This window comes from Staphylococcus sp. HMSC13A10 (genome assembly GCF_001808005.1).
Taxonomy (GTDB): domain Bacteria; phylum Bacillota; class Bacilli; order Staphylococcales; family Staphylococcaceae; genus Staphylococcus; species Staphylococcus pasteuri.
The window spans coordinates 368147-393219 of sequence record NZ_KV791884.1; the positions used below are offsets into that span (position 1 = coordinate 368147).

The 25073-nt window shown below is 30.5% G+C and carries 27 protein-coding genes, 8 tRNA genes, 1 pseudogene and 2 riboswitches; of the genes and pseudogenes, 10 read left to right on the top strand and 26 right to left on the bottom strand.

What is annotated here, in order from left to right:
- Nucleotides 1-42 precede the first annotated feature (42 nt).
- Nucleotides 43-444 carry a transcriptional regulator, SarA/Rot family gene (locus tag HMPREF3125_RS11980; protein WP_017638284.1) on the bottom strand — a complete coding sequence of 134 codons (402 nt, stop codon included), beginning with the start codon at nucleotides 442-444 and terminating at the stop codon, nucleotides 43-45.
- Between the two features lie 361 nt (nucleotides 445-805).
- Nucleotides 806-1633: an alpha/beta fold hydrolase gene (locus HMPREF3125_RS11985; RefSeq protein WP_017638285.1), complete on the bottom strand. Its 828-nt coding sequence runs from the start codon at nucleotides 1631-1633 to the stop codon at nucleotides 806-808.
- A gap of 232 nt (nucleotides 1634-1865) precedes the next feature.
- Here HMPREF3125_RS11985 and HMPREF3125_RS11990 point away from each other — a divergent pair, with 232 nt between their 5' ends.
- Entirely contained in the window at nucleotides 1866-2867 is a 1002-nt protein-coding gene (locus HMPREF3125_RS11990) for a proline dehydrogenase family protein (protein ID WP_070454013.1), read from the top strand.
- A gap of 40 nt (nucleotides 2868-2907) precedes the next feature.
- Here HMPREF3125_RS11990 and ribE (HMPREF3125_RS11995) read toward each other — a convergent pair whose 3' ends face one another.
- The 7 genes from ribE (HMPREF3125_RS11995) to HMPREF3125_RS12025 all read right to left on the bottom strand — a co-directional run bounded on the left by ribE (HMPREF3125_RS11995) (nucleotide 2908) and on the right by HMPREF3125_RS12025 (nucleotide 9984).
- Nucleotides 2908-3366, bottom strand: coding sequence for a 6,7-dimethyl-8-ribityllumazine synthase (ribE, locus tag HMPREF3125_RS11995; protein ID WP_070454014.1), 459 nt, complete (start codon nucleotides 3364-3366; stop codon nucleotides 2908-2910).
- A gap of 12 nt (nucleotides 3367-3378) precedes the next feature.
- A complete protein-coding gene (locus tag HMPREF3125_RS12000; protein ID WP_070454016.1) occupies nucleotides 3379-4560 on the bottom strand; it encodes a bifunctional 3,4-dihydroxy-2-butanone-4-phosphate synthase/GTP cyclohydrolase II in 1182 nt (393 codons plus the stop codon).
- 16 nt (nucleotides 4561-4576) lie between these two features.
- The gene (gene ribE / locus HMPREF3125_RS12005; RefSeq protein ID WP_070454018.1) at nucleotides 4577-5209 is read right to left on the bottom strand and encodes a riboflavin synthase; all 633 of its coding nucleotides are present in this window, start codon (nucleotides 5207-5209) and stop codon (nucleotides 4577-4579) included.
- A gap of 6 nt (nucleotides 5210-5215) precedes the next feature.
- Entirely contained in the window at nucleotides 5216-6259 is a 1044-nt protein-coding gene (ribD, locus tag HMPREF3125_RS12010; RefSeq protein WP_070454020.1) for a bifunctional diaminohydroxyphosphoribosylaminopyrimidine deaminase/5-amino-6-(5-phosphoribosylamino)uracil reductase RibD, read from the bottom strand.
- Nucleotides 6260-6417: 158 nt separating this feature from the next.
- Nucleotides 6418-6547: riboswitch (FMN riboswitch) on the bottom strand.
- 198 nt (nucleotides 6548-6745) lie between these two features.
- Nucleotides 6746-8245, bottom strand: coding sequence for an FAD/NAD(P)-binding protein (locus HMPREF3125_RS12015; protein WP_029055631.1), 1500 nt, complete (start codon nucleotides 8243-8245; stop codon nucleotides 6746-6748).
- A 371-nt stretch (nucleotides 8246-8616) separates the two neighbouring features.
- The gene (locus HMPREF3125_RS12020) at nucleotides 8617-9477 is read right to left on the bottom strand and encodes a peptidoglycan release complex glucosaminidase SagB (RefSeq protein ID WP_017638292.1); all 861 of its coding nucleotides are present in this window, start codon (nucleotides 9475-9477) and stop codon (nucleotides 8617-8619) included.
- 282 nt (nucleotides 9478-9759) lie between these two features.
- Nucleotides 9760-9984, bottom strand: a complete 225-nt coding sequence (locus HMPREF3125_RS12025; protein WP_029055630.1) for a hypothetical protein — start codon at nucleotides 9982-9984, stop codon at nucleotides 9760-9762.
- A gap of 196 nt (nucleotides 9985-10180) precedes the next feature.
- Between HMPREF3125_RS12025 and HMPREF3125_RS12030 the strand changes: the two genes are divergently transcribed.
- Nucleotides 10181-10669 carry a sigma-70 family RNA polymerase sigma factor gene (locus HMPREF3125_RS12030; RefSeq protein WP_070454022.1) on the top strand — a complete coding sequence of 163 codons (489 nt, stop codon included), beginning with the start codon at nucleotides 10181-10183 and terminating at the stop codon, nucleotides 10667-10669.
- Between the two features lie 4 nt (nucleotides 10670-10673).
- Nucleotides 10674-11120, top strand: coding sequence for a competence protein ComK (locus tag HMPREF3125_RS12035; RefSeq protein ID WP_070454024.1), 447 nt, complete (start codon nucleotides 10674-10676; stop codon nucleotides 11118-11120).
- On the opposite strand, the gene HMPREF3125_RS12040 is transcribed toward HMPREF3125_RS12035, so the two are convergent.
- Both HMPREF3125_RS12040 and HMPREF3125_RS12045 read right to left on the bottom strand, forming a co-directional pair.
- Complete coding sequence (locus HMPREF3125_RS12040; protein ID WP_070454026.1) at nucleotides 11095-11550, bottom strand: hypothetical protein; 456 nt, start codon at nucleotides 11548-11550, stop codon at nucleotides 11095-11097. The two genes, HMPREF3125_RS12035 and HMPREF3125_RS12040, sit on opposite strands and share 26 nt — an antisense overlap.
- Before the next feature lie 189 nt (nucleotides 11551-11739).
- Nucleotides 11740-12453: a transaldolase gene (locus HMPREF3125_RS12045; RefSeq protein ID WP_070454028.1), complete on the bottom strand. Its 714-nt coding sequence runs from the start codon at nucleotides 12451-12453 to the stop codon at nucleotides 11740-11742.
- A 265-nt stretch (nucleotides 12454-12718) separates the two neighbouring features.
- On the opposite strand from HMPREF3125_RS12045, the gene HMPREF3125_RS12050 reads away from it, so the two are divergent.
- The 3 genes from HMPREF3125_RS12050 (at nucleotide 12719) to HMPREF3125_RS12060 (ending at nucleotide 13831) form a co-directional block, all read left to right on the top strand.
- Nucleotides 12719-13024, top strand: a complete 306-nt coding sequence (locus tag HMPREF3125_RS12050; RefSeq protein ID WP_017638160.1) for a hypothetical protein — start codon at nucleotides 12719-12721, stop codon at nucleotides 13022-13024.
- Between the two features lie 91 nt (nucleotides 13025-13115).
- The gene (crcB, locus tag HMPREF3125_RS12055) at nucleotides 13116-13478 is read left to right on the top strand and encodes a fluoride efflux transporter CrcB (protein WP_017637312.1); all 363 of its coding nucleotides are present in this window, start codon (nucleotides 13116-13118) and stop codon (nucleotides 13476-13478) included.
- Nucleotides 13475-13831: a fluoride efflux transporter FluC gene (locus HMPREF3125_RS12060; RefSeq protein ID WP_017637313.1), complete on the top strand. Its 357-nt coding sequence runs from the start codon at nucleotides 13475-13477 to the stop codon at nucleotides 13829-13831. The genes crcB and HMPREF3125_RS12060 overlap by 4 nt, the downstream gene beginning before the upstream one ends.
- A 63-nt stretch (nucleotides 13832-13894) precedes the next feature.
- Here the strand turns inward: HMPREF3125_RS12060 and HMPREF3125_RS12065 are convergent, their stop codons facing one another.
- The 3 genes from HMPREF3125_RS12065 to metK all read right to left on the bottom strand — a co-directional run bounded on the left by HMPREF3125_RS12065 (nucleotide 13895) and on the right by metK (nucleotide 17080).
- Complete coding sequence (locus tag HMPREF3125_RS12065; RefSeq protein ID WP_070454030.1) at nucleotides 13895-14731, bottom strand: aldo/keto reductase; 837 nt, start codon at nucleotides 14729-14731, stop codon at nucleotides 13895-13897.
- A gap of 119 nt (nucleotides 14732-14850) precedes the next feature.
- Nucleotides 14851-15759 (bottom strand): nuclease-related domain-containing protein, encoded by a 909-nt coding sequence (locus tag HMPREF3125_RS12070; RefSeq protein WP_070454032.1) that lies wholly within the window; start codon nucleotides 15757-15759, stop codon nucleotides 14851-14853.
- A gap of 121 nt (nucleotides 15760-15880) precedes the next feature.
- Nucleotides 15881-17080, bottom strand: coding sequence for a methionine adenosyltransferase (gene metK, locus HMPREF3125_RS12075; protein WP_070454034.1), 1200 nt, complete (start codon nucleotides 17078-17080; stop codon nucleotides 15881-15883).
- A gap of 113 nt (nucleotides 17081-17193) precedes the next feature.
- Nucleotides 17194-17309: riboswitch (SAM riboswitch) on the bottom strand.
- 153 nt (nucleotides 17310-17462) lie between these two features.
- Here metK and pckA point away from each other — a divergent pair.
- Entirely contained in the window at nucleotides 17463-19055 is a 1593-nt protein-coding gene (gene pckA, locus HMPREF3125_RS12080; RefSeq protein ID WP_017637317.1) for a phosphoenolpyruvate carboxykinase (ATP), read from the top strand.
- Between the two features lie 23 nt (nucleotides 19056-19078).
- Here pckA and HMPREF3125_RS12085 read toward each other — a convergent pair whose 3' ends face one another.
- Both HMPREF3125_RS12085 and ytkD read right to left on the bottom strand, forming a co-directional pair.
- Complete coding sequence (locus tag HMPREF3125_RS12085; RefSeq protein WP_070454036.1) at nucleotides 19079-19870, bottom strand: alpha/beta hydrolase family protein; 792 nt, start codon at nucleotides 19868-19870, stop codon at nucleotides 19079-19081.
- Nucleotides 19857-20324, bottom strand: a complete 468-nt coding sequence (ytkD, locus tag HMPREF3125_RS12090) for an RNA deprotection pyrophosphohydrolase (RefSeq protein WP_070454038.1) — start codon at nucleotides 20322-20324, stop codon at nucleotides 19857-19859. Before ytkD ends, HMPREF3125_RS12085 begins: the two co-directional genes overlap by 14 nt.
- A 66-nt stretch (nucleotides 20325-20390) precedes the next feature.
- Between ytkD and yidD the strand changes: the two genes are divergently transcribed.
- Entirely contained in the window at nucleotides 20391-20648 is a 258-nt protein-coding gene (gene yidD, locus HMPREF3125_RS12095; RefSeq protein WP_017637320.1) for a membrane protein insertion efficiency factor YidD, read from the top strand.
- On the opposite strand, the gene menC is transcribed toward yidD, so the two are convergent.
- Both menC and menE read right to left on the bottom strand, forming a co-directional pair.
- Entirely contained in the window at nucleotides 20629-21645 is a 1017-nt protein-coding gene (menC, locus tag HMPREF3125_RS12100) for an o-succinylbenzoate synthase (protein ID WP_070454039.1), read from the bottom strand. The two genes, yidD and menC, sit on opposite strands and share 20 nt — an antisense overlap.
- Nucleotides 21635-23045: pseudogene (gene menE, locus HMPREF3125_RS12105) on the bottom strand (o-succinylbenzoate--CoA ligase). Before menE ends, menC begins: the two are co-directional and overlap by 11 nt.
- Nucleotides 23046-23497: 452 nt before the next feature.
- On the opposite strand from menE, the gene HMPREF3125_RS12110 reads away from it, so the two are divergent.
- Together HMPREF3125_RS12110 and HMPREF3125_RS12115 are read left to right on the top strand one after the other, a co-directional pair.
- A complete protein-coding gene (locus HMPREF3125_RS12110; RefSeq protein ID WP_070454041.1) occupies nucleotides 23498-23737 on the top strand; it encodes a hypothetical protein in 240 nt (79 codons plus the stop codon).
- On the top strand, nucleotides 23727-23939 hold the full coding sequence (locus HMPREF3125_RS12115; RefSeq protein ID WP_046466845.1) for a tyrosine-type recombinase/integrase: 213 nt from the start codon (nucleotides 23727-23729) through the stop codon (nucleotides 23937-23939). Before HMPREF3125_RS12110 ends, HMPREF3125_RS12115 begins: the two co-directional genes overlap by 11 nt.
- 189 nt (nucleotides 23940-24128) lie before the next feature.
- Here HMPREF3125_RS12115 and HMPREF3125_RS12120 read toward each other — a convergent pair.
- From HMPREF3125_RS12120 to HMPREF3125_RS12155, 8 genes are all read right to left on the bottom strand, one after another.
- Nucleotides 24129-24217, bottom strand: a tRNA-Ser gene (locus HMPREF3125_RS12120).
- A 56-nt stretch (nucleotides 24218-24273) separates the two neighbouring features.
- A tRNA-Glu gene (locus HMPREF3125_RS12125) sits at nucleotides 24274-24345 on the bottom strand.
- A 1-nt stretch (nucleotide 24346) separates the two neighbouring features.
- Nucleotides 24347-24421 (bottom strand) — tRNA-Asn (locus tag HMPREF3125_RS12130).
- Between the two features lie 7 nt (nucleotides 24422-24428).
- Nucleotides 24429-24502: transfer RNA gene (locus tag HMPREF3125_RS12135), tRNA-Gly, on the bottom strand.
- Between the two features lie 28 nt (nucleotides 24503-24530).
- Nucleotides 24531-24606 (bottom strand) — tRNA-His (locus HMPREF3125_RS12140).
- Nucleotides 24607-24619: 13 nt separating this feature from the next.
- Nucleotides 24620-24692 (bottom strand) — tRNA-Phe (locus HMPREF3125_RS12145).
- 10 nt (nucleotides 24693-24702) lie between these two features.
- Nucleotides 24703-24778 (bottom strand) — tRNA-Asp (locus tag HMPREF3125_RS12150).
- Nucleotides 24779-24793: 15 nt separating this feature from the next.
- A tRNA-Met gene (locus HMPREF3125_RS12155) sits at nucleotides 24794-24867 on the bottom strand.
- Between the last annotated feature and the right edge of the window lie 206 nt (nucleotides 24868-25073).

Below are 25073 nucleotides of genomic sequence, written 5' to 3' on the forward strand. Positions count from 1 at the left end.
GGATCCGAAGTTACTTCGGACCCTTTTTTTACTATTCAGATGTTAAACTGATAAAATTGAATTTAAACTTGTCTGCATATGTTCTGATTTGCCTGTAATCGTCTTAGCAATAAAATCTAGCAATCCATCTTTTTGTTTAGCAAGTTTCTCGTTGAAATGAATAATTACTGTACGTTCATCATCTTGTGGACGCTCTTTATAAATCCATTCTGAATTCACTAAATTGTTATAAGTTCTTGTTCGTTTATAAGGCTTAATTTCAACAAACTCATCCATTTCTTTTAACGTCATTGAACCTTTTTCCCATAAGTTTAATAAAATTAAAATTTCTTCTTTTGACATATCATATTCTCGTTGAATAGTTTCAAAAATAGAGCTAACATCTGATAATAGTTTGTCTAATTGCAAAATACCGTAAACTCTTTCATTTTCCCTTTGATTCATAGTAAACTCTCCCAAATTACAAGTATAAATTAATATTTCCTAAAGTAACCGATCCCCGAAATGACGCTATCGGTTAATCAAAAAATATGCTTTATAGCTTGTACAAATTTAACTGAATGCTTAATAAATGAAATGATTAGCTGAGACATATGCATAGTTATAAATAAAAATATAATTTTGTAAAATTAGAAACACTTTAATACACATAGCCTCTTTACATATTAAAATTATATTTTTTATCCAAACAAAATATATCAATACTACAATAAAATTGCAACTACAAATTAAAAAACATTTTACGTATTTTTGCCTATCAACCTTATAAAAAAGTGAATTAATATCCTACTATTTAAGTAGGTGTTTATATATCTTCTATCTCTTCTTCCTCAACGATGAAGCCCATTGTGTTAACACTATTATTTAAAAATGTAAGTACATAACGCATGACTTGATCACGTTCTGGTTCATTATGTATTTCATGATACAGACCATTCCATACTTTATAATATAATTCATTAGTAGCAAGCTTATCTTTTAGTTCTTTTGTGGCAGAAATATCAGAAATAATATCTTCTGTACCAAACATAATTAATGTCGGTAGTGATTTAATATCTTTAATGTGTTCCATTGTTTCTTTCATTGTTTCACTGACTAAGTTATACCAATGATATGTCACTTTTTTTAACATTAAAGCATCATTTTCAGTTTCTTCAATGACCTCATCATTACGAGTTAAATCTTGCGCTGTGATACCAATTTTAAAACGAGTATCTTTAGATGCTTTACCAACATTAGAAAGCAATTTATTCTTTCTACCTTTGCCTGATTGATTAAATTCTAATAGTGGTGAAATTAACATTAGTCCTTCAATAGGTAATTCAACACGTTCAAGTAAATTTAATAAGATTAACCCACCTAAACCAACTCCAAGTACAAATGTTGGAATTTTATATTCATTGGCTATCTTAATCCACTCTAGAACATTTTCATGATATTCATTAAAATCTTCAATTTGACCTTTATTTGCTCGAGATGTCTGTCCTTGTCCAGGTAAATCACCCATAATAACATGATAACCATTTCTTCTTAACATCGTAATGACATAAGCATATCGACCTGTATGTTCTAATATATTATGAGCAATGACAACAACGCCTTTCGCGTCATTTTCAGTTTCCCACTTCCACATTCTATAATTGCTCCTTTATCAATAGTCTTTAGTATCATAATTATAGCAAAACATAACAATTGAATGCCATATTAAATAATCAACTTATTTATTTGGTATCAAACCATTTACTTTTGATGTAATTTTGCAATAAATTTTATTAATTTCTTTATGTAAACGCTTTCTTGAATAAATGTTTCATGATACACTATTTTTAAACAAAGATTGTTATTGGGTTATGGAGGTATGTACGATGGGAGTTTTTAAAAATATATTTATAGCTTTGTCTAATAACAAATATTTAAATGACGCAGCTAAGCAAGTCGGTCCTAGAATGGGTGCTAATAAAGTTGTTGCTGGGAACACAATTCCACAATTGATAGAAACAATTGAATATTTAAATGAAAATAAAATTTCAGTTACTGTGGACAATTTAGGGGAATTTGTTACGACTGAGAAAGAAAGCCAAAAAGCTAAAGAAGAAATCCTTGAAATAATGGAAGCTATAAATCAATATAATGTTGACGCGCATATGTCTGTTAAATTAAGTTTGCTAGGAAGTAATTTCGATTTAGATCTTGCATACCAAAATTTAAGAGAAATTTTACTAAAAGCTAACGAATATGACAATATGCATATTAATATTGATACTGAAAAATATGATAGTCTTCAACAAATTGTAGAAGTATTAGATAAATTAAAAAGTGAATTTAAAAATGTAGGAACAGTTATTCAAGGTTATTTATACGATGCCGAAAAACTGATAGATAAATACCCTAATTTACGATTAAGATTAGTTAAAGGCGCATATAAAGAAGATGAAACAATTGCGTACCAAACTAAAGAAGACATCGATGCTAACTATATTAAAATTATCGAAAAACGTCTTTTAAACGCAAGAAATTTTACGTCAGTTGCTACTCATGATCATGAAATCATTAGCCATGTAAAACAATTTATGAAAGAAAATCATATTGAAAAAGATCAAATGGAATTCCAAATGTTATACGGTTTCCGTTCTGACCTAGCCCAATCAATTGCAAATGAAGGTTATCATTTCACTGTTTATGTTCCTTATGGTGATGATTGGTTTGCTTACTTTATGAGAAGATTAGCTGAAAGACCTCAAAACTTATCATTAGCTGTAAAAGAATTCGCAACGCCAGAAACGCTTAAAAAAGCAGGATTATTTTCAGCAATTGTACTAGGATCCGCTTCTATTTTAGGCTTAATTTCAAAGTATATTCGTAAATAAGAAAACAAAAACTCGGTTGAAAACAACCGAGTTTTTATAATTAAAATTGTTTTATTAAATTAGCCATTTCGATTGCGCTTACTGCCGCTTCTGCACCTTTATTACCTGCTTTAGTTCCTGCACGTTCAACAGCTTGTTCAATACTTTCAGTTGTTAATATACCAAATATGACTGGTACATCTGTTACTTCATTTGCTTTGGAAACGCCTTTTGCTACTTCATTACAAACATAGTCATAGTGTGATGTTGCACCTCTAATTACACATCCTAATGTAACAACCGCATCATAATCACCTTTTTGAGCTAGTTTTCTTGCCACCATAGGGATTTCAAATGCACCTGGTACATAGGCAACATCAATATTACTTTCATCAACATCATGTCTAATAAATGTATCTTTTGCACCTTCTAATAATCTACCAGTGATAAAATCATTAAATCTACTAACTACGATAGCTACTTTTAAATCTTTACCTATTAATTTACCTTCAAAATTCATTTTAATATCCTCCTAAATTAAATGTCCCATTTTTTCTTTTTTAGTTGTCATATACTCATGATTATATTTAGTTTCTGGTACTATAAGTTCTATACGTTTTTGAATATTAATACCGTATTCTGTTAAGCCTTCAAATTTCTTAGGATTATTACTTAACAAATTTACTTTTTCAACGTTAAAGTATTTAAGAATTTGTGCAGCAATATTATAATCTCGTAAATCATCATCAAATCCTAAAGCTAAATTAGCCGTTACAGTATCATAGCCTTTTTCTATTAATTCATATGCTCGTAATTTGTTCATTAAGCCTATACCTCGACCTTCTTGAGGTAAATAAATAATCATTCCACCATGTTGTTCAATATATTCCATTGAAGCTTCAAGCTGTGCTCCACAGTCACATCTTTGACTATGGAAAATATCTCCAGTAAGACACGCTGAATGGATACGAACATTTTCATGAGGACGAACCTCTTCTTTAGTCACTACAACAATTTCTTCATCACTAAAGTCAGTCGTAAAACCATACATATCAAAAGTACCAAAGTCTGTCGGCATTTTAACTTTTGCATTTAAATTCACATGTGATTCATTAATACGTCGATACTCTATTAAACTTTCTATAGTAATCATTACCAAACCATGTTTTTCTTTAAAAGCTTGAAGATCTTCGCCTTTTGCCATTGTTCCATCTTCATTCATAATTTCACAAATAACACCAGCAGGTTTAGCACCTGTCATTTTTGCTAGATCTACTGCCGCTTCTGTATGGCCATTTCTTTCAAGTACGCCGTTGTCTTTAGCAATTAATGGGAACAAATGGCCAGGTCGATTAAAGTCTTCAGCTTTAGATTCATCATTAATTAAAGCTCTCGCAGTTAATGTTCTTTCATGAGCACTAATACCTGTTGTTGTATCAATATGATCAACACTTACAGTAAAATTAGTCCCGAATACATCTGAATTATTTGTCTCCATTGGATTTAAAGATAACTTATCACTGATACTTGAACCAATTGGTGAACAAATTAAACCTCTTGCTTCTTTAGCCATAAAATTAATAGTTTCATCTTTCATCCATTCAGTAATTGCAATAAGGTCTCCTTCATTTTCCCTATCTTCGTCATCAACTACAATTATACTGTCACCTTTTTTTAAAGCGTCTAATGCATGTTCAATTTTGTCGAATTCCATATTTTATTTCCTCCCCCTAAAAACCAAATGCTTTTAGTTTTTCTTCAGTCAAATTAGATTTATTTTGCTTAAATATATTTTCTACATATTTAAAGAGCACATCTGATTCTAGATGAACTTTATCTCCTACCTTTTTATTCGATAAAATAGTAGATCGTCTTGTTTCAGGAATCAGATGAATATCAAAAGCATCTGAATGGAGATCAAAAATAGTTAAACTTGTTCCATCGACAGTTATAGATCCTTGCTTAACCATTTGATTAAGTAATGACTTGGATGCTTGAATTTTAATAATCATAGAATTAGCAGATTCATTAATTTTTATTATTGTGCCTAAGTCATCAACATGACCTAAAACAAAATGGCCACCAAAACGTCCATTTCCACTCATAGCACGTTCTAAGTTCACTTCGGTATGACGCTGTACGTCAGCAAGATAGGTTTTATTTTCTGTACCTCTAATCACTTGTACTGAAAACGATTGTTCATCAAAATCTATAACAGTCAAACATGCACCGTTTACACTAATTGAATCGCCAACATGCACATCTTCTAATATTTTGTCTGCAGCAATAACTAAAGTTCTAACTGATTGCTGAGTACGAACTTGTTGAACAGTACCAACTTCTTCAATGATGCCTGTAAACACCTGCAATCACTTCTTTCGCAAGATTAATTTAATATTTTGATTAATTAACGTGGAATTAACAATTTCAAATTGTGTAGTGTCTGGTAGTGCTATCGTTTTATCAGTTTTGAAAAATTGATATTTACCAGAACCACCTATTATTTTCGGGGCAAAATAAAGTACTAGGTGATCTAGATGATCAGATTGGAGAAATTCTGAAGTAATTTCGGGACCTGCTTCGACTAACAATTTCCCGATACCTTTTTGATATAAGTCTTTCAAAATTGACTCAATATCACATTGATTCATATATATTATAGTTATATTATTTTTTTCTGTTGTTAACGTTTTATTCTCTGTGTAAATCCAAATTGGAGATGAGTCATCATTGAAAAGTTGTTGTTGAAAATCCAACTTACCACTTTTACTTAAAATGACACGAACAGGATGTTTACCATCTTCAATCCGAGTAGTATATAAAGGATCGTCTGCCTCAATCGTTTTTCTTCCTGTTAATACTGCATCGTGGTTATGACGTAATTGATAGACATCCTTTTTAACATCTTTGTTAGTAATCCATTTACTTTCACCATTATCTGTAGACTGTTTCCCATCTAAGCTTGCTGAGACTTTAACTGTTAATTCTGGTATCTCATTACGTTTAGCAGTAAAGAAATCTTGATATAGTTGTGCGGCTACAGCGTTATATTGAAATTCAACTTCAATACCTGCATTTTGTAATATGTCATCACCTTGTGATATTAATGTTGTATCTTTAACAGCATAAATCACTTTTTGAATTCCTGCTTCTATAATTTTATTTACACAAGGAGGAGTAGAGCCATGATGTGTACATGGTTCTAATGATACATATATTGTTGCACCTTTTGCTTCTGATTTCGCCATGTCTAAGGCTTGAACTTCAGCGTGTTTATCGCCTTTACGCAAATGTGCACCAATACCTACAATTCTGCCATTTTTGACTACTACAGAACCTACAGGTGGATTTACACCAGTTTGACCATCAACCATTTGTGCAAGTTGGATGGCATAATTCATAAAATTACTCAATATATCACCTCTAAAATTAAAAAACCTTATACCATTGAAAATTGTTGTTTCAAGGCATAAGGCAATTTATATATCTTTATAAAAGCATATTTATACTTAACATAAACATACTTCATTAAACACATACTTATACAAATATATGTCAGTGTCGATAATCGTCATTCTTTCTCCCATCCAGACTTTAACTGTCGGCTCTAGATTCTCACTAGATCAGCCACTAACATATGTTAGCAGGTCGCAGGCTTTATCACTGCCGGTTGGGAATTACACCCTGCCCCGAAAGAATTGAATATGAAATTGTTAAAGGTTAATTGAGTATCGTAATCTCAATGACTACAATTCAAATTCTACTACACCTATTTCAAAAAAACAATTACTATACATTGTACTTAATTAAAGAGATAGATTTAATTTTAATTATCAAATTTTATTTTTAACTATAATCAAATACCAGATAAGTATTTAATTTTATTAGATATTTAAGGATTAATGATTCTCTTTATCAAGGTTATCCAAATCTTGTTGTGTTTCATATAATCTATCAACAGCGTTGGCTACTTGATTCACAATCATTTTGACACCGTTTCTAAGTTTATTAACCCCATTAGTCATTTGACCTATAGCAATAACATTCGTTAGTGTACCAAATCTAGGGCTAATCACTTGGTTTGTCTCTGGTATGATTTGAATACCGCCCATTGGATGTGCCTGAACAATTTGTCTATTTTCAAGATTTAGTATTAATTGATCATCTTCATCCAGTTCATTTAAATGAGTTTTAGAACCAGTAGCGTTAATAACCACATCAAAATCTTCAATATCTTTTTCCTCTTCATATTGTAAATGGAATAATCCATCGTCGTGATAAATGTTTTTTAAATTTTTACGAATAATTAATGCTTCGTTTTCTAATAAATCTATAAGTAAACGGGCAGTTCTAGGAGGCATAGGATTGGAATTAAGTTGAATTATTTTTGTATAACGACGATTAAATTCTTGTTGATCTTCAATACTTAAACTATTCCAAATCCAATTTAAATTCTCTTTTAACAGTTCAACGATACTTTGAAATATGCCAATTTCCTTTTCATGTTCCAAATCAAATTGTAAATCTTTAATGTGGTCTCCAGTTCTTCTATTAACTAGTTTTTCAAAATTAATGCCATAATCTTTGCATTCTTTTAAAAATAAATCAACTGCTGTATCTAAAGGCACATTGCCATAATTTTGAGCTTGTATATCATTGAATCGTTGTTTAGTTAAATGAGTAAATTCTATATCAACCATTTTACCTCTTACACTAGGTAAATTTGCTGAACGACTTGTCATTAGTATAGGCAATTTAGGATGGTGAGCAGAAACATATCTGATGACATCTAAACTTGCCAGTCCAGTTCCTATAATTGCAATACTATCATTTTCACTAACATCATCGAGAGAATGATATGTAGGATAAGGTGTCGGTTTAAACCCATCTATCCCTTTTAGTCGATATGGATCATGATATGCAAAAGTGCCAAAAGTTAAGAATAAATAATCATATTCTCTCCATTCTTTCATATCATCTGACGTACAAACATAATATTTTAGATTCGTTTCATCAACTTTAGAACTTGTAAAAATTTCATGAACTTTATTGTTAATGATTGTAATATTTTCATATTGATTATTAAATTGAGACAAGTATGATTTCATATAATGTCCAAATACAAATCTCGGTAGATATGTAGGATTATCGAATACAAATTCATTTTGATCTTGATACCATTTCCAAAATTCTTCTTCATCGTCTAAATTCAAGCTCATCTTTTTAGAAGGTAAATTGATTAATAATTCACTACTATCATTTTGGAATGGAACTCCTTGTCCCATATTTATACGGTCATCATAGACATCTACTTTTAATTTTTCAAAATGTTCATGTTTTACAAGTTGTCGTAAAACACTAACACCTGCAGTGCCCATACCAATTATAGCTACACGCATTATGACATCATCCTTTTTTCATTTCTATATCTCTAATTTGATTACAACAACATATATATTTCATAGATTTTATAACTGTTGTTATTGATTTCACATTATTTCTTATATATCCTAATCAGGCAAAGTTTAATCTTTTATCATCTGTGATAAAATTTCTTTATGAGGTGATTGATATGAAATTAGTTGCAAAAATCATAGTTCTGACAGTTATTATATTTGCTTGGGTAACAAGAAACAACAAAGCCAAATAATCAGCACATAAAAAACACCTGCGCCAATTAAATGCCGCAGGTTAAATTACATATCCTTTTTTATTTAAAATTCAAACTTGATTTTATTCTTATTAGAAAATTAAACATTCAAATAGATTATTATTTATTATCTTTTAAATGACTTTTATCATCTTTATACACATAAAGTTTGAAGTATTTACCTTCTGTTTTCATGTCTTTATAAAAATCAGCAATGATACTGGCATTACTTTCAGCCCATTTAATATCTGTAGCATATTGATGTTCACCTGGATTTTTAGGATTCCATCTCATGCTATATAATGTGTCTTGATCTTCGTGTTTTAAGAAATGATTATGAATGAAATCTGCACCACCATAAATTGCTTTTTGCGGTGTATCCCAACCATGTTTCTTCGCATATTCTGCACCTGTTTTTACAGGGTCACTATCTAATGCGCCAACACCATAGAAGTTATAGTATTTCTTACCATCAATTTCTACACCTTTAGACAATTCACTTTTAGCAGAACCTGTTTCTAATAAAGCATGTGAAATTAAGTAAACTTCATTTACATGTTTTTCTTTAGCTGCTTTTGTAAAATCATCAGTGTGTTTTAATAAAGTTGGTCTATCAATTAACATTCTTTTAATTCTTTTTTCATCAATACCTTGATATTTAGATAAATCTAAAAATTGATACTTTTGTTTGTCATTGTCAATAAATTGACTACTATCCATAGCTGTTTTAATTTCAGTTGATGATGCATCTCTCCACGCATCATTATTTTTATTAGATACTTGTTGACTCGTATAGTTGTCTATTTGTTTCTTCGCAGCTTTATCTAATGTTACATCTAATTTCTCAACTTTTTGTTGTTCTTTAACATGTTTAAAGAATATTTGGTCAGAAACCATTGAGAAAAAGATAATAGCACCTACTGCAAATATGATAAGCAATCCTAAAATTGCAACTATAGATCCCTTTTTGTGCTTCGTCATATTCACACCTCTTAGGTCAATGTTGTTATACTTTTCATTTGTATTACGATAATAAAGTTTAACATTATTAATTATGAATCACAATTTAATATATACTTTGTTACAAATTCATAAATAAAAAGTAATAAAATTGAAACTTTTGAGTATAAAAAAAGAGAAATAGACATGATTTTGTATCCATTAAATAGATTGATTAACACTTCAATCAACTGTATTGAATATGTTAACTATTGTCATTTAGCAATATCTATTCAATTAAATTGTCTAAATCTCATCCCATTTTTATTTATTATGATTTTTATAATCCATCATTATGAAACTTGCAGCTTGTGATCTATTCTTATAAAAATATTGATTTAAGTCTATTGTTCCTTCAATACTTCCTTCTCTATACTTCATTTCATTAGTGAAATTGTTAATCATCACAAAGTCTGAACGATCTTTAATTCTATCTAAATCATCATTACGGGCGAAAAAATGTTCTAAATTTAAGTGTGCGTAATCCATTTGTACCTCCTATTAAATTTTGCTCTATATTAATAATACGACATGTTTTTGGTTGTTTTTGAATACATATTTATTTACTATGACTTCTATTTAACACCTATTTTAATAATTTAGCAAATGAAAATTTTCCCAATCTATTTTAAATTCAATGTATCCGGAAATATACACTTTTATGTACATAAAACTGGAGTAAATCTTGGAATTTAATATTATTTATCAAAAGTATAACAAAATCATACATTATTTGTTAACTAGGTATCAAATCACTTATAATTATGACGAGTTTTATCAATTACTATTAATTCAAATGTGGCACTTATCGAATAACTATAATCCCTCAAAATCCAACAAATTTTCCTCTTATCTATTCATCAGATTAAACTACTATCTTATTGATATATTCAGAAAAGAAAGTAACAAAATTAAAACTAGTGATATTGATGATTATATTTCTAGTGAAATAGAACCATCTCAACACATCAATAATGAATCACTACTAATACAAGATATTCATTATTTATTAAACTCAAAAGAAAAGGAATGGCTATTACTAAAATTATCTGGATATAAACAATATGAAATTGCAGAAAGAATGCATCTATCTTTAACAACTATTAAAAAAATTAAGAAGTCAGTGCAATCTAAAATCTCAAAACATTTACATTATACTCTTAAAAAGGAATGAAACAATGAATCATTTAACTACTACTAACTTACTATATATACAAACAGAAATAAGCGATAAGCTATCCACTAAATGGCAATATAAGCAATATGACATATCTCTCCCTATTTCAATCAACAATACGTTAGACTACATGTTAGAATTACATCAAAAAACACTACCTCTTCAAAAGAAAATCGCCAAACGCTTACTTCATATAAACAAAAAAATTCCTATTTATGTATGTGATCAACTCATTTTATTTCCTCTTAAACATCGTCGTTCTCCCATTCAATATTACATAAACGCTTATCATATTACTGGTAAACAAACCAAAAATAATGGCACATTAATTATGTTTTCAAATGCTACTCATCTTTTAGTAGATGAACCTTATCATGCTATATTAAAAAAATGGCAAGAAAGTTTACTTCTTTGCCATTTAATTACACAGTCGTATTCTTCTTATTAAATTTATATTCTAATAATTTTTTAGTAAAAAATGCAGTTACTTTCTTAATTAAGAATATCGCTATTAACATTAATATAATAGCGCCTATAATGATGAGTACAACAGTCACAGTTGATAAGTTAACCTGGGGATGAATGAAATAATTTACAGCTGTTAAACTTGTTATAAGGCCAAATAAAAAGCCACCTAATAAAATGACATATGTAAATACAATTCCAATCAATAATATAAATAAACTAGCTGAACTAATATGTTTTTGGCTATACACATGATCTTTTAAAAACTGATTTGAAAACCTTATTGGTTTATTCAGCGTGTCACTATCATTATGATTAACTTTACTAATTTCATCATTTAATTGAGCTTTCTCTTTGTTATTTAAGAACCATAACTGCTTTTTTACTCTAGCACTAAACGAATTTTTATCCATAGCTAGAATTGCCCCTCATATCTATTTGATTATCTTTACATCATAGATGAAATTTCTAATTCAATCAATTCAAATATTCAAATTATATTAATAAAAAGCCAACCTTGTGTACACTATAGACAATCAATTCTAATAGTGACACTAGCTTGGCTTTTAAATTTAATCCGATAAAGACACTAATTAAAGCAATTATAAAATTGATAATCCTGAACTTTGGATATCTTTAGCAAAACCTTTAACAGTATCAATTGATAGTTCTTCAACGTCTCTACCTAAATTATTGTTAACCTTTTTAACTACATCGGCTGGACAAGTAATGATGTCAGCACCAATTTCATCTGCTTGAATAACATTAAATAGTTCGCGGCAACTTGCCCATAACAATTTAACACCTTTTTTACTATGAGTTACCTCTACTGATTCTTTCATTAATGGTAATGGATCTACACCAGTATCTGCAATACGTCCTGCAAATACTGACACATATGTTGGTACGCCTTCTGTGACAGCTTCAGTAATTTCTTTAACTTGTTCAATTGTATAAACTGCAGTGACATTTAAACGTACTTGTTTTGCAGATAATTCTTTGATTAATGGAATTGTTGAAGTACCATTAGTAGTAACAATTGGAATCTTAACAAAAACATTGTCACCATATTGTTTAAGAATTTCCGCTTCCTTAGCCATTGTCTCTAAGTCATCTGCGAACACTTCAAATGAAATAGAAGCGTCAGGAATTTCTCGAACAGCCTCTTCCGCAAATGCTTTATAATCTGTTACGCCTGCTTTAGCCATTAAACTAGGGTTAGTTGTAAATCCATCAACCTGTTTATTTTTATAAGCAGCTTTCATTTCTTCAATATCTGCTCCATCCGCAAATACTTCTACTTTTAGTTTTCTCACTATGTATTCCTCCTTCAATTTCAATACTAAATTTGGATTTCCAATGTATTGAATATCAAATTCATATATGATTTATCTTTGGTTTTTATTTTCGTTAACAAATCATTTATAAATAATTTATATCATGCTTTTGAAATGTAAGCGAATTATTTGCCTATATAAAAGCATTTTTGTATTTTACATTTTATTTTCTATACATTTATACTATTCTCATATCCTAAAAAGTGGTAGTATATTGTAATGATATCCATCGAGGAGGTTACGCATGTCAAAATCTAAACTCTACTTTTATATAACTTTATTATTATTAGCGATAAGCTTTTTCTTTAATACAAATAATCCATTTTTAAATAATGTGTTGGGTTCTTTCGTCAAATTAATTATTGCATGTAGTGTCATTAATGTCATTGTTCTAATCATTTCAATCATATTTGCGGACAAATCTATTAAACATTCACGAGACAAACAAGGTTGGATTAGAATTGGTAGTAAACTATTACCATTTATTATTCTTATTGTGATTATTATTCATATTGTGTCGTCATTAAATACTTACGGATTCCTTTCTTAAAATTTATTGACGTATACTTTATTTGTTAGAGCCATTTCAGATTGAAGTGGTTCTTTTATTTAAGTAAATGTTTTTTAAAGGAGTTATTACTTTGCAATATTTATACATTTTTGTAGGTGGTGCGTTTGGTGCTTTATTAAGATATTTATTATCATTTTTTAATCATGGTCACCAATTACCAATAGGTACATTAACAGCAAATATCATCGGTGCTTTTTTAATGGGATTTTTCACAGCACTATCTATTAAATTATTTCAATCACATCCCCTATTTAAAAAAGCTATAACAACAGGTTTCATGGGAGCTTTAACTACATTTTCTACTTTTCAATTTGAATTAGTTCAAATGTACAATCAACAAAACTGGATGTTATTAATTATTTATGCAGTGATTAGTTATATTCTTTGTATTTTATTATGTTTATTAGGTAAGAAATTAGGTGAACGTTTATGATTACTACAATTTTGTTAGTCATGTTAGGTGGAGGTATTGGAGCAATTCTACGTGCTAGTATTTCTAACTATTTCAATCAGTTTCAATCTGTGTTGCCAATAGGTACGCTTATAGTTAATATTGTAGGTTGTATATTCATTGGTACCCTATCTGGTTTATCATTACATATACAATGGATAAACCCTTTTTTAATCACAGGTATATTAGGAGGTTTAACTACATTTTCTACCCTCTCTAATGAACTCGTCGGAATGTTATCACCTAAATTCAAACCTACATTGTTTATTGTATATTCTACTATTCAATTCATAGGATCATTCTTAAGCTGTTATTTAGCTTATCACCTTATTTAAAAAATAGAAGAAGATACTTTTAAAGCCACGTCCTCTTTATGAGAAACGTGGCTTTAATTGAATTTATTGTCCGTTAAATTCTGCAGGATCAGGACCAATTCTTCTATCTTCATTTAATTGGTCAAGACGATTCATTTGATCTTCGTTAAGTTTGAAGTTTAGAATATCTAAATTTTCATCTATACGATGTGGTGTTACTGATTTAGGGATAACTACTACATCATGTTGATAATTCCAACGAATAATCACTTGTGCAGGTGATTGATCAATTTCTTTTGCAATAGCATTAACAGTGTCATCATCTAAAATTTGTGCGTTCATTAATGGTGACCATGATTCCATAACAATATTTTGAACTTCCATATATTGTCTTAATGAACTTTGTGTTAAATATGGATGAAATTCAACTTGATTGATGACAGGCTTTATTGATACTTGTGCTAGTAGTGCTTCAAAATGGTCTACATTAAAATTGCTTACACCGATATTTTTAACACGGTCTTGTTTATATAAATCTTCCATCCCTTGCCATGTATCTATCATTAGTGCTTCGTTAGTACCTGGCCAGTGCATTAAATATAAATCTAGATAATCTAAGCCTAATCTTTTTAAGCTACTTTCATACGCATCCTCTACATTAGTTCTACCATAATCTTCTAACCATAATTTTGAAGTAATAAATAAGTCTTCTCGTTTTAGACCTGTAGTTTCTAATCCTTCTTTAATACCTTGTCCTACTTTTTCTTCATTACCGTAAACTTTTGCTGTATCAATGCTTCTATAACCATTCTCTATAGCATGTTTAACAGCCTTAGTACAATCATCATTATTTTCGACTCTAAACGTACCTAGTCCTACTCTTGGCATTTCATGACCATTATAAAATTTAATTTTATCCATGGATTTTCACTCCTTACATATAAAAATATTTATCCATTATCTATACCCGTATCCGTTGATTAAAATTCAATATTACAAAAAAGCTAGTAAAGTGTCATACACCCTACTAGCTAAAATAATTAGTTAAATGATTCAATTTTATCCATAATATCTTGTAAATCATCGACGTTATATTGAATACGTCCATGGAATACAAATTTATTAAAGAATTCGTTAAGTTGTTCAGGTCCAACTAATACTTTTACATTACTATTCTGAGCATAATTTGAAATCGTTACATCATCTTCATTTTTAGGATTAAAGTATAAAATAGAAGTTGGTGTGTATTTAGTATTCAATTTATTTTGTAAATCTCCAGCTAATTGTTGTATTTGCTGAATTTTATCTGAATAGTTAACAAATGATAATGATTTTTGATCATCATTTTGATCTAATACCAATGTTTGTGGCGTAGTTTTATCTAAATCTAAAGTATTAAATACTTGTTCCATAGTTGGTAACTCTGAAAATTGTGCGCCACTAATACCATTATAAACATGACCTTTTAATAATTGAGAATCAATGATGTATAAACCAGTTCGTGTTAATACTAGGTGACTAATTCTTTCAATATTATTAAATTCATTAGTTGGCAAGAAAATATTTGCCATTATATGCATATCTTCTGGGCGAATACGCTTTTCATTTACAAGACGTTCACGAATACCAATTAATCTCATGTCTGTAACATATTCACTATGATTTTTAGAGAATAATTTTAACGCATCTATTTCTCTTTCTTTACTACTTACTGTAGCTTCATAATCTTCTTTTTGTTTAGTGACTGTCTTTTTGTTTTCTATACGTTCTTTTTCTAATGTTTCCTCATGAGATGCTTTTAGGTTCTGTTCTTTTTGTTGATATTCTTCTTCAGTTTGTTTCTTTATCTTTTTCTTTTTATTTAACGTGATTAAAAATAACACAAAAAAGATAATTGCAATCACTACTGCAACGATTAATCCTATTCCAATGGGTGAAGATAAACTCATCACATCAACGCTCCTTTTAAATTATCAATACAATCAATTATAAATCATAACTATGATATTTTCGACATTTCGTTATAATTTAATTGATTATATTTTACCTATCCCAAATATTTTAATTATTTTAGGCTTGGTTTATTAAATCTTTCAAAACGTTGACTTTATCTAATTTTTCCCAAGGTAATAAAACATCAGTACGTCCGAAATGACCGTACGCAGCAGTTTGTTTATAAATAGGTTGTTTCAACTCTAACATTTTAATAATTCCTGCAGGTCTTAAGTCAAAGTTCTCTCTAACTGCTTCTACTAATTCTGTTTCACTGACTTTACCTGTACCAAATGTATCAATTGAGATTGACACAGGTTCAGCTACACCAATAGCGTATGCAAGTTGTACTTCACATTGTTCAGCTAATTCAGCTGCAACAATATTTTTAGCAACGTATCTTGCTGCGTATGCGGCAGAACGGTCTACTTTAGTTGGATCTTTACCACTGAAGCATCCTCCACCATGTCTAGCATATCCACCATAAGTGTCAACGATAATTTTACGACCTGTTAATCCTGCATCACCTTGAGGTCCACCAATTACAAATCTTCCTGTTGGATTGATATAGAATTTTGTTTGATCATCTAGTAAATTTTCTGGAACAGTAGGATAAATGACATGTTCTTTAATGTCATTTTGAATATCTTCTAATGTTTTATCTTCAGCATGTTGTGTTGAAACAACAATTGTATCAATACGTTTTGGTTTGTCATTTTCATCATATTCTACTGTTACTTGAACTTTACCATCTGGACGTAAATAATCTAGTATTTTATCTTTACGAACATCTGATAAACGTTTAGCTAGCTGGTGTGATAAGAAAATTGGTAAAGGCATATACGTATCTGTTTCGTTAGTTGCATAACCAAACATTAAACCTTGATCTCCTGCACCTGTTGCTTCAATTTCTTCTTCAGTAATATCATCGCGATATTCTAATGCTTTATCTACACCTTGCGCAATATCTGGTGATTGTTCATCAATTGCTGTTAATACAGCCATTGTTTGTGAATCATAACCATATTTTGCACGTGTGTAACCAATTTCTTTAATTGTTTCTCTTACTACTTTAGGGATATCAACATAAGTTGTTGTTGAAATTTCACCAGAAATTAAAGCCATACCTGTAGTTACTGTTGTTTCACATGCTACACGCGCATTAGGGTCATCTTTAAGAATTTCGTCTAAAATGGCATCGGAAACTTGATCGGCTATTTTATCCGGGTGTCCTTCAGTTACTGATTCTGACGTGAATAATCGTTTATTGTTAGTCATATTTTGCTCCTTTTAAAAATTTATTACGATAATTCTCTTTTATTTGAGCTAAATAAAAGAGCCTTCTGCTAACTAGTATCTAGATAGAGAGAAGGCTCTTATACGTCCATTCGCTCTTATCGTTCAGACAATATAGGTCTGCAAACGGTTTGGCACCTTTCTTTTCTATACAAAAAAGAGGTTGCTGGGTTTCATTGGGTCCATGTCCCTCCACCACTCAGGATAAGAGAATCCGTTAAAATTAATACTACATAATTAGCGAATTAATGTCAATTTTAGAATTAAGTTATTTTAATGAAAATTTACGGTGGATTAATTAACTTAATATGTTATACTATTGAAATGTAAAGGCTTACATTACAACTATCTGGAGGGATTAAGTATGTCGATCGATACATACTCTGAAACTATTAAAATCAAACAATTATTAGAAAAACCATCTACACAGTTTCAATTATCTACAACTCAACTTTACAATAAAATCTTAGATAATAATGAAGGTGAACTTACTGAGTTGGGCGCTATTAATGCAAGTACCGGTAAATACACTGGGCGTTCACCTAAAGATAAGTTTATCGTTACAGAACCTTCATATAGAGATAATGTTGATTGGGGAGACGTTAATCAGCCGATAGATGAAGAAACATTTTTAAAACTTTATAACAAAGTATTAAATTATTTAGGTAAGAAAGATGAACTATACGTATTTAATGGTTACGCTGGAAGTGACAAAGATTCACGCTTAAAACTAACTGTAATTAATGAATTAGCTTGGCATAATCTTTTTGCACATAATATGTTTATACGTCCTGAATCAAAAGAAGAAGCTAAATCAATCAAATCAGACTTTACCATTGTATCAGCACCTCATTTTAAAGCTGACCCAGAAGTCGATGGTACAAAAACAGAAACTTTTGTTATCGTTTCATTCAAACATAAAGTCATTTTAATTGGTGGTACTGAATATGCTGGCGAAATGAAAAAAGGTATATTCTCAGTTATGAACTATTTATTACCAATGCAAGATATTATGAGTATGCATTGCTCAGCAAATGTTGGTAATAAAGGTGACGTAGCATTATTCTTTGGTTTATCAGGTACTGGTAAAACAACATTATCAGCTGATCCTGATAGAAAATTAATTGGAGATGACGAACACGGCTGGAATAAAAATGGTGTGTTCAATATCGAAGGAGGTTGCTACGCTAAAGCAATCAACCTTTCAAAAGAAAAAGAACCACAAATTTTCGATGCAATTAAATATGGTACCATTTTAGAAAATACTGTTGTCAAAAATGATGGCACGGTTGATTTTGATGATAATAAATTCACTGAAAACACAAGAGCGGCATACCCTATTCACCATATAGATAATATTGTATTACCTTCCAAAGCAGCTCATCCTAATACAATTATCTTTTTAACAGCGGATGCTTTTGGTGTCATTCCTCCAATTTCAAAATTAACTAAAGACCAAGCAATGTATCACTTCTTAAGTGGATTCACATCTAAATTAGCTGGTACAGAACGTGGCGTTACTGAACCAGAACCATCATTCTCTACTTGCTTTGGTGCACCATTCTTACCATTACATCCTACAGTTTATGCTGATTTATTAGGTGAATTAATTGATAAGCATGAAGTTGACGTTTACCTTGTTAACACAGGATGGACAGGGGGTAAATATGGCGTTGGTAGAAGAATAAGTTTACATTATACACGTCAAATGGTTAACCAGGCTATTTCAGGTAAATTAAAAAATGCAGAATATACTAAAGATGCTTCATTTGGATTAAATATTCCAGTGGAAGTAGAAGATGTTCCTAAAACTATCTTAAATCCAATTAATGCATGGAGTGACCCTGAAAAATATAAAGCACAAGCTAATGACTTAATTCAACGTTTTGAAGAAAACTTCAAAAAATTCGGCTCTGAAGTAGAACATATTTCAGATAAAGGTGCATTTAATAAATAATGGTAAAAAGCGCGACAGAAAATTCATTCTGTTGCGCTTTCGTTATCTTTATCATTTTCAATTTGATTCATCCATTGATGAATATGTTCAAGAGTTTCTTTCAAAGCAAACGGGCGTGGTACATGTCCTTCTTTCATTTGATAAAAAGTATCAAAGTATGCTCCAATCTCATTTAAGCGTCGTTCTAAATAATAAGCTTGATGTATACCAACTTGCTTATCATTTCCACCATGAACGATAAGTATTGGCGGGCTTTGTGGCGTAATGTTATGTATTGCCTCTCTATCAGTATAATTTTGAGCATCTTTAATAGGATGTCCAACCATTCGTCTTAACATCCCTCTCAAATCAACACGTTCCTCATACATTAAATGAACATCAGATACTCCACCCCATATTATATAACTATTTACAGGTAAATCTTGAAAAGTTAATAATCCTTGTAAACCACCACGTGAAAAACCAATCATATGTACAAAAGCTTTTGGATATTTTGAATGTAGTAGACGAATAAGTTCTGTGACATCATTTAAATCTCCACGATAAAATTCATCTTTGCCTTCACTACCATTGTTCCCTCTATAATATGGACCTATAACTAGAGTTTCATCATTAGCGAATTGCATGAGCCTTGCAGCTCTGACACGCCCTACTTGTCCTTTACCACCACGCAGATAGATAACAATGCGTTTTACTTCTTTGTAAGGTGTCATCATTAAAGCTTTGACATTAAGATGATCAACTTGGTAGGTTATTTCATCAAAATGATGTGTCCTCATCTCTATTGGCATTTTTTTAACTTTAATAAAATCCAAGTGCCTTCACCCTTTCATAACAATGCAAGATAGCATCATCTTTAAGTAAAAAGCTTTTTTTATTATCAGGAATTGATTCAACTGATTGAAATAAACATGGACCATCTGTTTCTAGATAGTCAGATTGTTCTTTTAGCGTATCAACTTGTATAAAATATACATCTTTCACAAAATCTATATTACTATTTGTTTCAACTTTATATTGTGCTATATATTTAATATCGATAGCATGTGCACCAGTTTCTTCATACAATTCTCTCCGTATAGCATCAATACTAGTTTCATTGAGTTCTCTTTTGCCACCAGGAAATTCAATACCTCTAATTTTATGACAAGTAAACAATAATTGATGTTGAAATACTGGAATAGCAAGTACATGATTACCCGTAGGAACATCTTTATTTGTTTTATATGTTAGGTGTACCTCTCTTTGGTCTTTATCTAAAAACTTCATGTACATCACATCCCTTTATAATATGTTAAAATACCTATATTCTAAAATTTGCTCGGAGGCATTATTATGAAAAAATTATTTCTTGCCTTAATACATTTTTATCAACGTTTTATCTCGCCATTAACGCCACCAACGTGTCGATTCTATCCAACATGTTCAGAATATACACGAGAAGCGATACAATATCATGGTGCATTCAAAGGATTATACTTAGGCATACGTCGAATATTAAAATGTCATCCTTTACACAAAGGGGGATACGATCCAGTGCCACTTGCAAAAAACAAATCGAAATCACATCATGCTAAACACAATCATCATTAATACATTCTAATTTTGTACGATTAACTACAGGGGGATTGAATTCTATCATTCCCTCTTTTAATATACCTTCATTTTCTACAAAATCATTTTCAAAATAATAACCCGTTGGTGTCACATCTCCAGGATAATCCCCATGTTGAGCTAACATTGCAGTAAAATATCGGCTTAACCCATATTCATACATACCACCAATCACAACTTTCACCCCTTCTTTATGAAGGGTTTGTATTGCATCTAATACTCGATCAATACCACCAAGTCTAAATGGTTTCAATATAACTACCTCTATTGGATATTCAGATATAATATTTTTGATTTCTTGAGTGGAAGTGGCCTTTTCATCAAGAGCAATAGGTGGATAAGGTTTTCCATTAATGCGTTTGATATCATCTAATGATTGAAATGGTTCTTCAATATAAAGAATATCATGGTCTATATTTTCTATAATAGATTGATATTGTGTCAGATTAAGGGATTCATTGGCATCTATAGCCAAATCAAAACTAAAACTAAGTGATTGTAAATTATCGATGTCTGAAATTAATTGATTTGAATACTTTAATTTAATTCGCTTAGGTTGTGTTTGAGCCAAACGATTTAATTGTATTTCAGTCATACCGTTTACAGTTGCACCATACGGAACTTTAAATGATTCAAGTTTATAATATTTTTGATAGATAGCCATCATAATTGTACATCTTGCTGCTGGATAATCATTTAAAAGCTCGAGTGATGATTGCCATTCTTTAAAAGTTGACATTTCTTTATTCTTTATACGATCATACCATTGTTTAATGTTTTCTTTTACGGAATCAATAGTTTCATTATCATACCATTGAGTTTGAAATGCATTACATTCTCCAAAATATGCATCCCCGTGATTATCAATGAATTCAATGACTAATGTTTTTCTTGTTTCTAATTTTACTTTAGGCGTTACAATTGGTGATTTAAAAGGCTGATTATATAAGTAAAAATTTAATTGATTAATAATCATTTTTTTCTTCCTTTTGTATCATTTTATTTCTTTGGAGTTTACCTGTAGAAGTATATGGCAATTCTTCAACTTGATAAAAAGACTTTGGTACTTTGTATTTTGCTAAATGATCCAACATATATTGTTTTAATTCGATTTCATTAATTTGTGTATCGGCAATATAATATAATATAGGTACTTGTCCCCACGTATCATCTGATTGACCAATACAAACAGCATCTTCAATGTTTGGATAATATTTAGCTATAGATTCAATTTGATAAGGATATATATTTTCGCCACCACTGATAATTAAATCCTTACGTCGATCATAAATCATAACAAAACCATCTTCATCTATTTCAGCTATATCCCCTGTTTTGAAAAAGCCATCTTCAAATGTATCTGTTAAATTAACAGGATATAAATAGCCATTCATTACGTTATTTCCTTTAATTAATAATTCACCATGTCCATTTTGATTAGGCTGCTTAATTTTCACTTCTACATTATCACTAGGCACCCCTACAGTATCATAACGTTGTGCTAACATATCTGGCGTTGCTGTTAAAAATTGTGAACACGTTTCAGTCATACCAAATGAATTATAAATAGGTAGTTTGTAGTTTAAAGCTTGTTGAATTAAATTTGCTGATAGCTTTGCACCACCCAATAAGATTTTTTCTAATTGATATGGACTCTGTAATCCAGCATCCATTAACCATTTTAAAGTTTGTGGTACAAGAGAAACATGCGTAATATTTTCATTTTGAATAATTTGAAGCATTGTATCAGTATTATACTTTTCTAAAATACGTACTGTAAATCCTTCTATAACACTTCTTAAAATGACACTCAGACCTGATATATGATATATCGGTAATACAGATAACCAAATCGTCTGCTGATTATAACCTAAACTTTCCTTACAACCTATTGCACTTGCGAGATGATTTTCAAAAGTTTGAGGGACAGCTTTTTGAGGACCAGTAGTGCCAGATGTAAACATGATAGAAGCAATGTTTTCTAATTGAAATACATTAGAATTTATATTTTGAGGAGATAAATTTTGAATATCCTCAAGCGTATATATATCAAATTGATCCATTTCGAGTGTAGTTGTCGTTACTATTGTGCTCACTTGTATAGAATTCATTTGAGCAATAATTTCATTCTTTGTTAATCGTGTATTTATCATAGCAATTTCGATATTGGCGATCCAACATGCATGTATCAATACTAAAGATTCAATACGATTATTTATATGTACCCCTATTCTCGTTTGATTAAGGTTTTGTAGTTTGCTGTGCTAAATGAAATGCATCATCATATAATTCCTTAAATGTCATTTGATGTGCGCCATCTGTAACAGCTATTTTATCTTTATTTTTTACTGATTGATCTTTTAACCAGAAGTTCACAAGTCATTCCTCCAATTATCATTACAAAGATAATTATAACGATTTTAACGCATTCTATCAGTGATTAAAGCTTGAATTTAGAAATTTGAATTTAATAATAAGATATATCACTCTTTGTTAACACATTTGAATTCATAACTGTCTAATTTCGCAGAGAAATGTTACGTTTATGAAAATAAATTTATAAAATAAGAATAAATAATCTATGATAATTAAAAATGATTTATATTAAAAGTAGCTTACATAGGAGGTGAATAGTAATGGAAAATATCACAGCTATCATCAAAAAAGCAGTAGAATTTTTCAAAGGTTTATTTGAAAATAAATAAACTACATTTATTCATCTAAGGACATAACAATGTAAGACCTATATAAATTAATCCTAGAATTTACCTTTGGGTATGATTCTAGGATTTTCTTTATAAAAAACTAAATTAAAGGAGTGTTTTTTAATGAAATTCAATAATTGGAATATTATAATTAATGGTTTAAATTCTAGACATGAAATCATAAGTAATAATGAAACTTTTCTTATTTTGGAGAGAAACCAACACGCTGAATTAGTTTTAAAATCAGATAGTGACATCATTAAAGTAAAATCTATTGGCTATAGCAATGAACTATCGATTGATACTAATACGAAAGAAATCATAGTAAATATAACTGATTTACTAGATGATGATGAAGAGTAATATTAAATTAGATTTAAATTTTTTCAAACTTACAGATACAATTGCATCTATGTTATTAACAAAAGGATTTAGTGTTCAATATGTAAGTAAAAGATTAGGTCATTCAAATATAGAAATTACTTGGAGAGTATATAGTCATTTATTAGATGAATTAAAAGAAAAAGAAGAAAAAAGTTTAGATGCGAAACTAGCATCGTTCTAGGAGTTTAACGGTCAAACTGACAAACAAACCGACAATATTCAATAATTTTTGAAATGTTGTCGACCTAGTTGACGGTTTTATTTCAAAACAGATTGTTACAAATTTTCACCAAAATAAAAAAGAACGTTGATTTAACAACGTTCCCCCTACTTTTAGCTTATCAGATTTTCACTGATTTTTACGTATGTACGGAGAGTGAGGGATTCGAACCCTCGAGACGCTTGTGGCGCCTACACACTTTCCAGGCGTGCTCCTTCGGCCAACTCGGACAACTCTCCATAATATATAATATGATAAATAAAAAAACAGAAGCGATATTTCACTTCTGTTTGTATGACTCCTACGGGACTCGAACCCGTGTTACCGCCGTGAAAGGGCGGTGTCTTAACCGCTTGACCAAGGAGCCATGGCTCCGCAGGTAGGACTCGAACCTACGACCGATCGGTTAACAGCCGATAGCTCTACCACTGAGCTACTGTGGAATAATTATGGAGCGGGTGATGGGAATCGAACCCACAACATCAGCTTGGAAGGCTGAGGTTTTGCCATTAAACTACACCCGCATATAAAATGTGAAATGTAATACGATTATGGGGCGGTTGAAGGGAATCGAACCCTCGAATGTCGGAACCACAATCCGATGCGTTAACCACTTCGCCACAACCGCCATAAATGACGAATGGTTCAGGACAGAGTCGAACTGCCGACACATGGAGCTTCAATCCATTGCTCTACCAACTGAGCTACTGAACCACAATAATAATGGCGGTCTCGACGGGAATCGAACCCGCGATCTCCTGCGTGACAGGCAGGCGTGTTAACCGCTACACTACGAGACCTATTAAAACTATGTATTGCGGGAGGCGGATTTGAACCACCGACCTTCGGGTTATGAGCCCGACGAGCTACCGAACTGCTCCATCCCGCGTTAATATTATTTTTGACTACTTGATTATTGTACCATTATTAACTTAACAAAGTCAATACATTTTTTAATTTAAATTTACAATCTCTTAAATTTCAAAATGTTTGATACATCAAATTAGCTTTAAATCGCTCTCGCTTAACACTTTATTAGTATATTAATTTTAAAACTAATAGTCAATAATTATTTACAATTAAAATGTGTAATAA

Coding starts and splice junctions, on each gene's coding strand:
- HMPREF3125_RS11980 (WP_017638284.1), bottom strand. CDS start 444: ATGAATCAAAGGGAAAATGAAAGAGTTTACGGTATTTTGCAATTAGAC.
- HMPREF3125_RS11985 (WP_017638285.1), bottom strand. CDS start 1,633: ATGTGGAAGTGGGAAACTGAAAATGACGCGAAAGGCGTTGTTGTCATT.
- HMPREF3125_RS11990 (WP_070454013.1), top strand. CDS start 1,866: ATGGGAGTTTTTAAAAATATATTTATAGCTTTGTCTAATAACAAATAT.
- ribE (WP_070454014.1), bottom strand. CDS start 3,366: ATGAATTTTGAAGGTAAATTAATAGGTAAAGATTTAAAAGTAGCTATC.
- HMPREF3125_RS12000 (WP_070454016.1), bottom strand. CDS start 4,560: ATGGAATTCGACAAAATTGAACATGCATTAGACGCTTTAAAAAAAGGT.
- HMPREF3125_RS12015 (WP_029055631.1), bottom strand. CDS start 8,245: ATGCGTGTAGCTATAATTGGTATGGGCACTGCAGGTGTTAGTGTTTTA.
- HMPREF3125_RS12020 (WP_017638292.1), bottom strand. CDS start 9,477: ATGACGAAGCACAAAAAGGGATCTATAGTTGCAATTTTAGGATTGCTT.
- HMPREF3125_RS12025 (WP_029055630.1), bottom strand. CDS start 9,984: ATGGATTACGCACACTTAAATTTAGAACATTTTTTCGCCCGTAATGAT.
- HMPREF3125_RS12035 (WP_070454024.1), top strand. CDS start 10,674: ATGAATCATTTAACTACTACTAACTTACTATATATACAAACAGAAATA.
- HMPREF3125_RS12040 (WP_070454026.1), bottom strand. CDS start 11,550: ATGGATAAAAATTCGTTTAGTGCTAGAGTAAAAAAGCAGTTATGGTTC.
- HMPREF3125_RS12050 (WP_017638160.1), top strand. CDS start 12,719: ATGTCAAAATCTAAACTCTACTTTTATATAACTTTATTATTATTAGCG.
- HMPREF3125_RS12060 (WP_017637313.1), top strand. CDS start 13,475: ATGATTACTACAATTTTGTTAGTCATGTTAGGTGGAGGTATTGGAGCA.
- HMPREF3125_RS12065 (WP_070454030.1), bottom strand. CDS start 14,731: ATGGATAAAATTAAATTTTATAATGGTCATGAAATGCCAAGAGTAGGA.
- HMPREF3125_RS12070 (WP_070454032.1), bottom strand. CDS start 15,759: ATGAGTTTATCTTCACCCATTGGAATAGGATTAATCGTTGCAGTAGTG.
- metK (WP_070454034.1), bottom strand. CDS start 17,080: ATGACTAACAATAAACGATTATTCACGTCAGAATCAGTAACTGAAGGA.
- pckA (WP_017637317.1), top strand. CDS start 17,463: ATGTCGATCGATACATACTCTGAAACTATTAAAATCAAACAATTATTA.
- ytkD (WP_070454038.1), bottom strand. CDS start 20,324: ATGAAGTTTTTAGATAAAGACCAAAGAGAGGTACACCTAACATATAAA.
- yidD (WP_017637320.1), top strand. CDS start 20,391: ATGAAAAAATTATTTCTTGCCTTAATACATTTTTATCAACGTTTTATC.
- menC (WP_070454039.1), bottom strand. CDS start 21,645: ATGATTATTAATCAATTAAATTTTTACTTATATAATCAGCCTTTTAAA.
- HMPREF3125_RS12110 (WP_070454041.1), top strand. CDS start 23,498: ATGAAATTCAATAATTGGAATATTATAATTAATGGTTTAAATTCTAGA.
- HMPREF3125_RS12115 (WP_046466845.1), top strand. CDS start 23,727: ATGAAGAGTAATATTAAATTAGATTTAAATTTTTTCAAACTTACAGAT.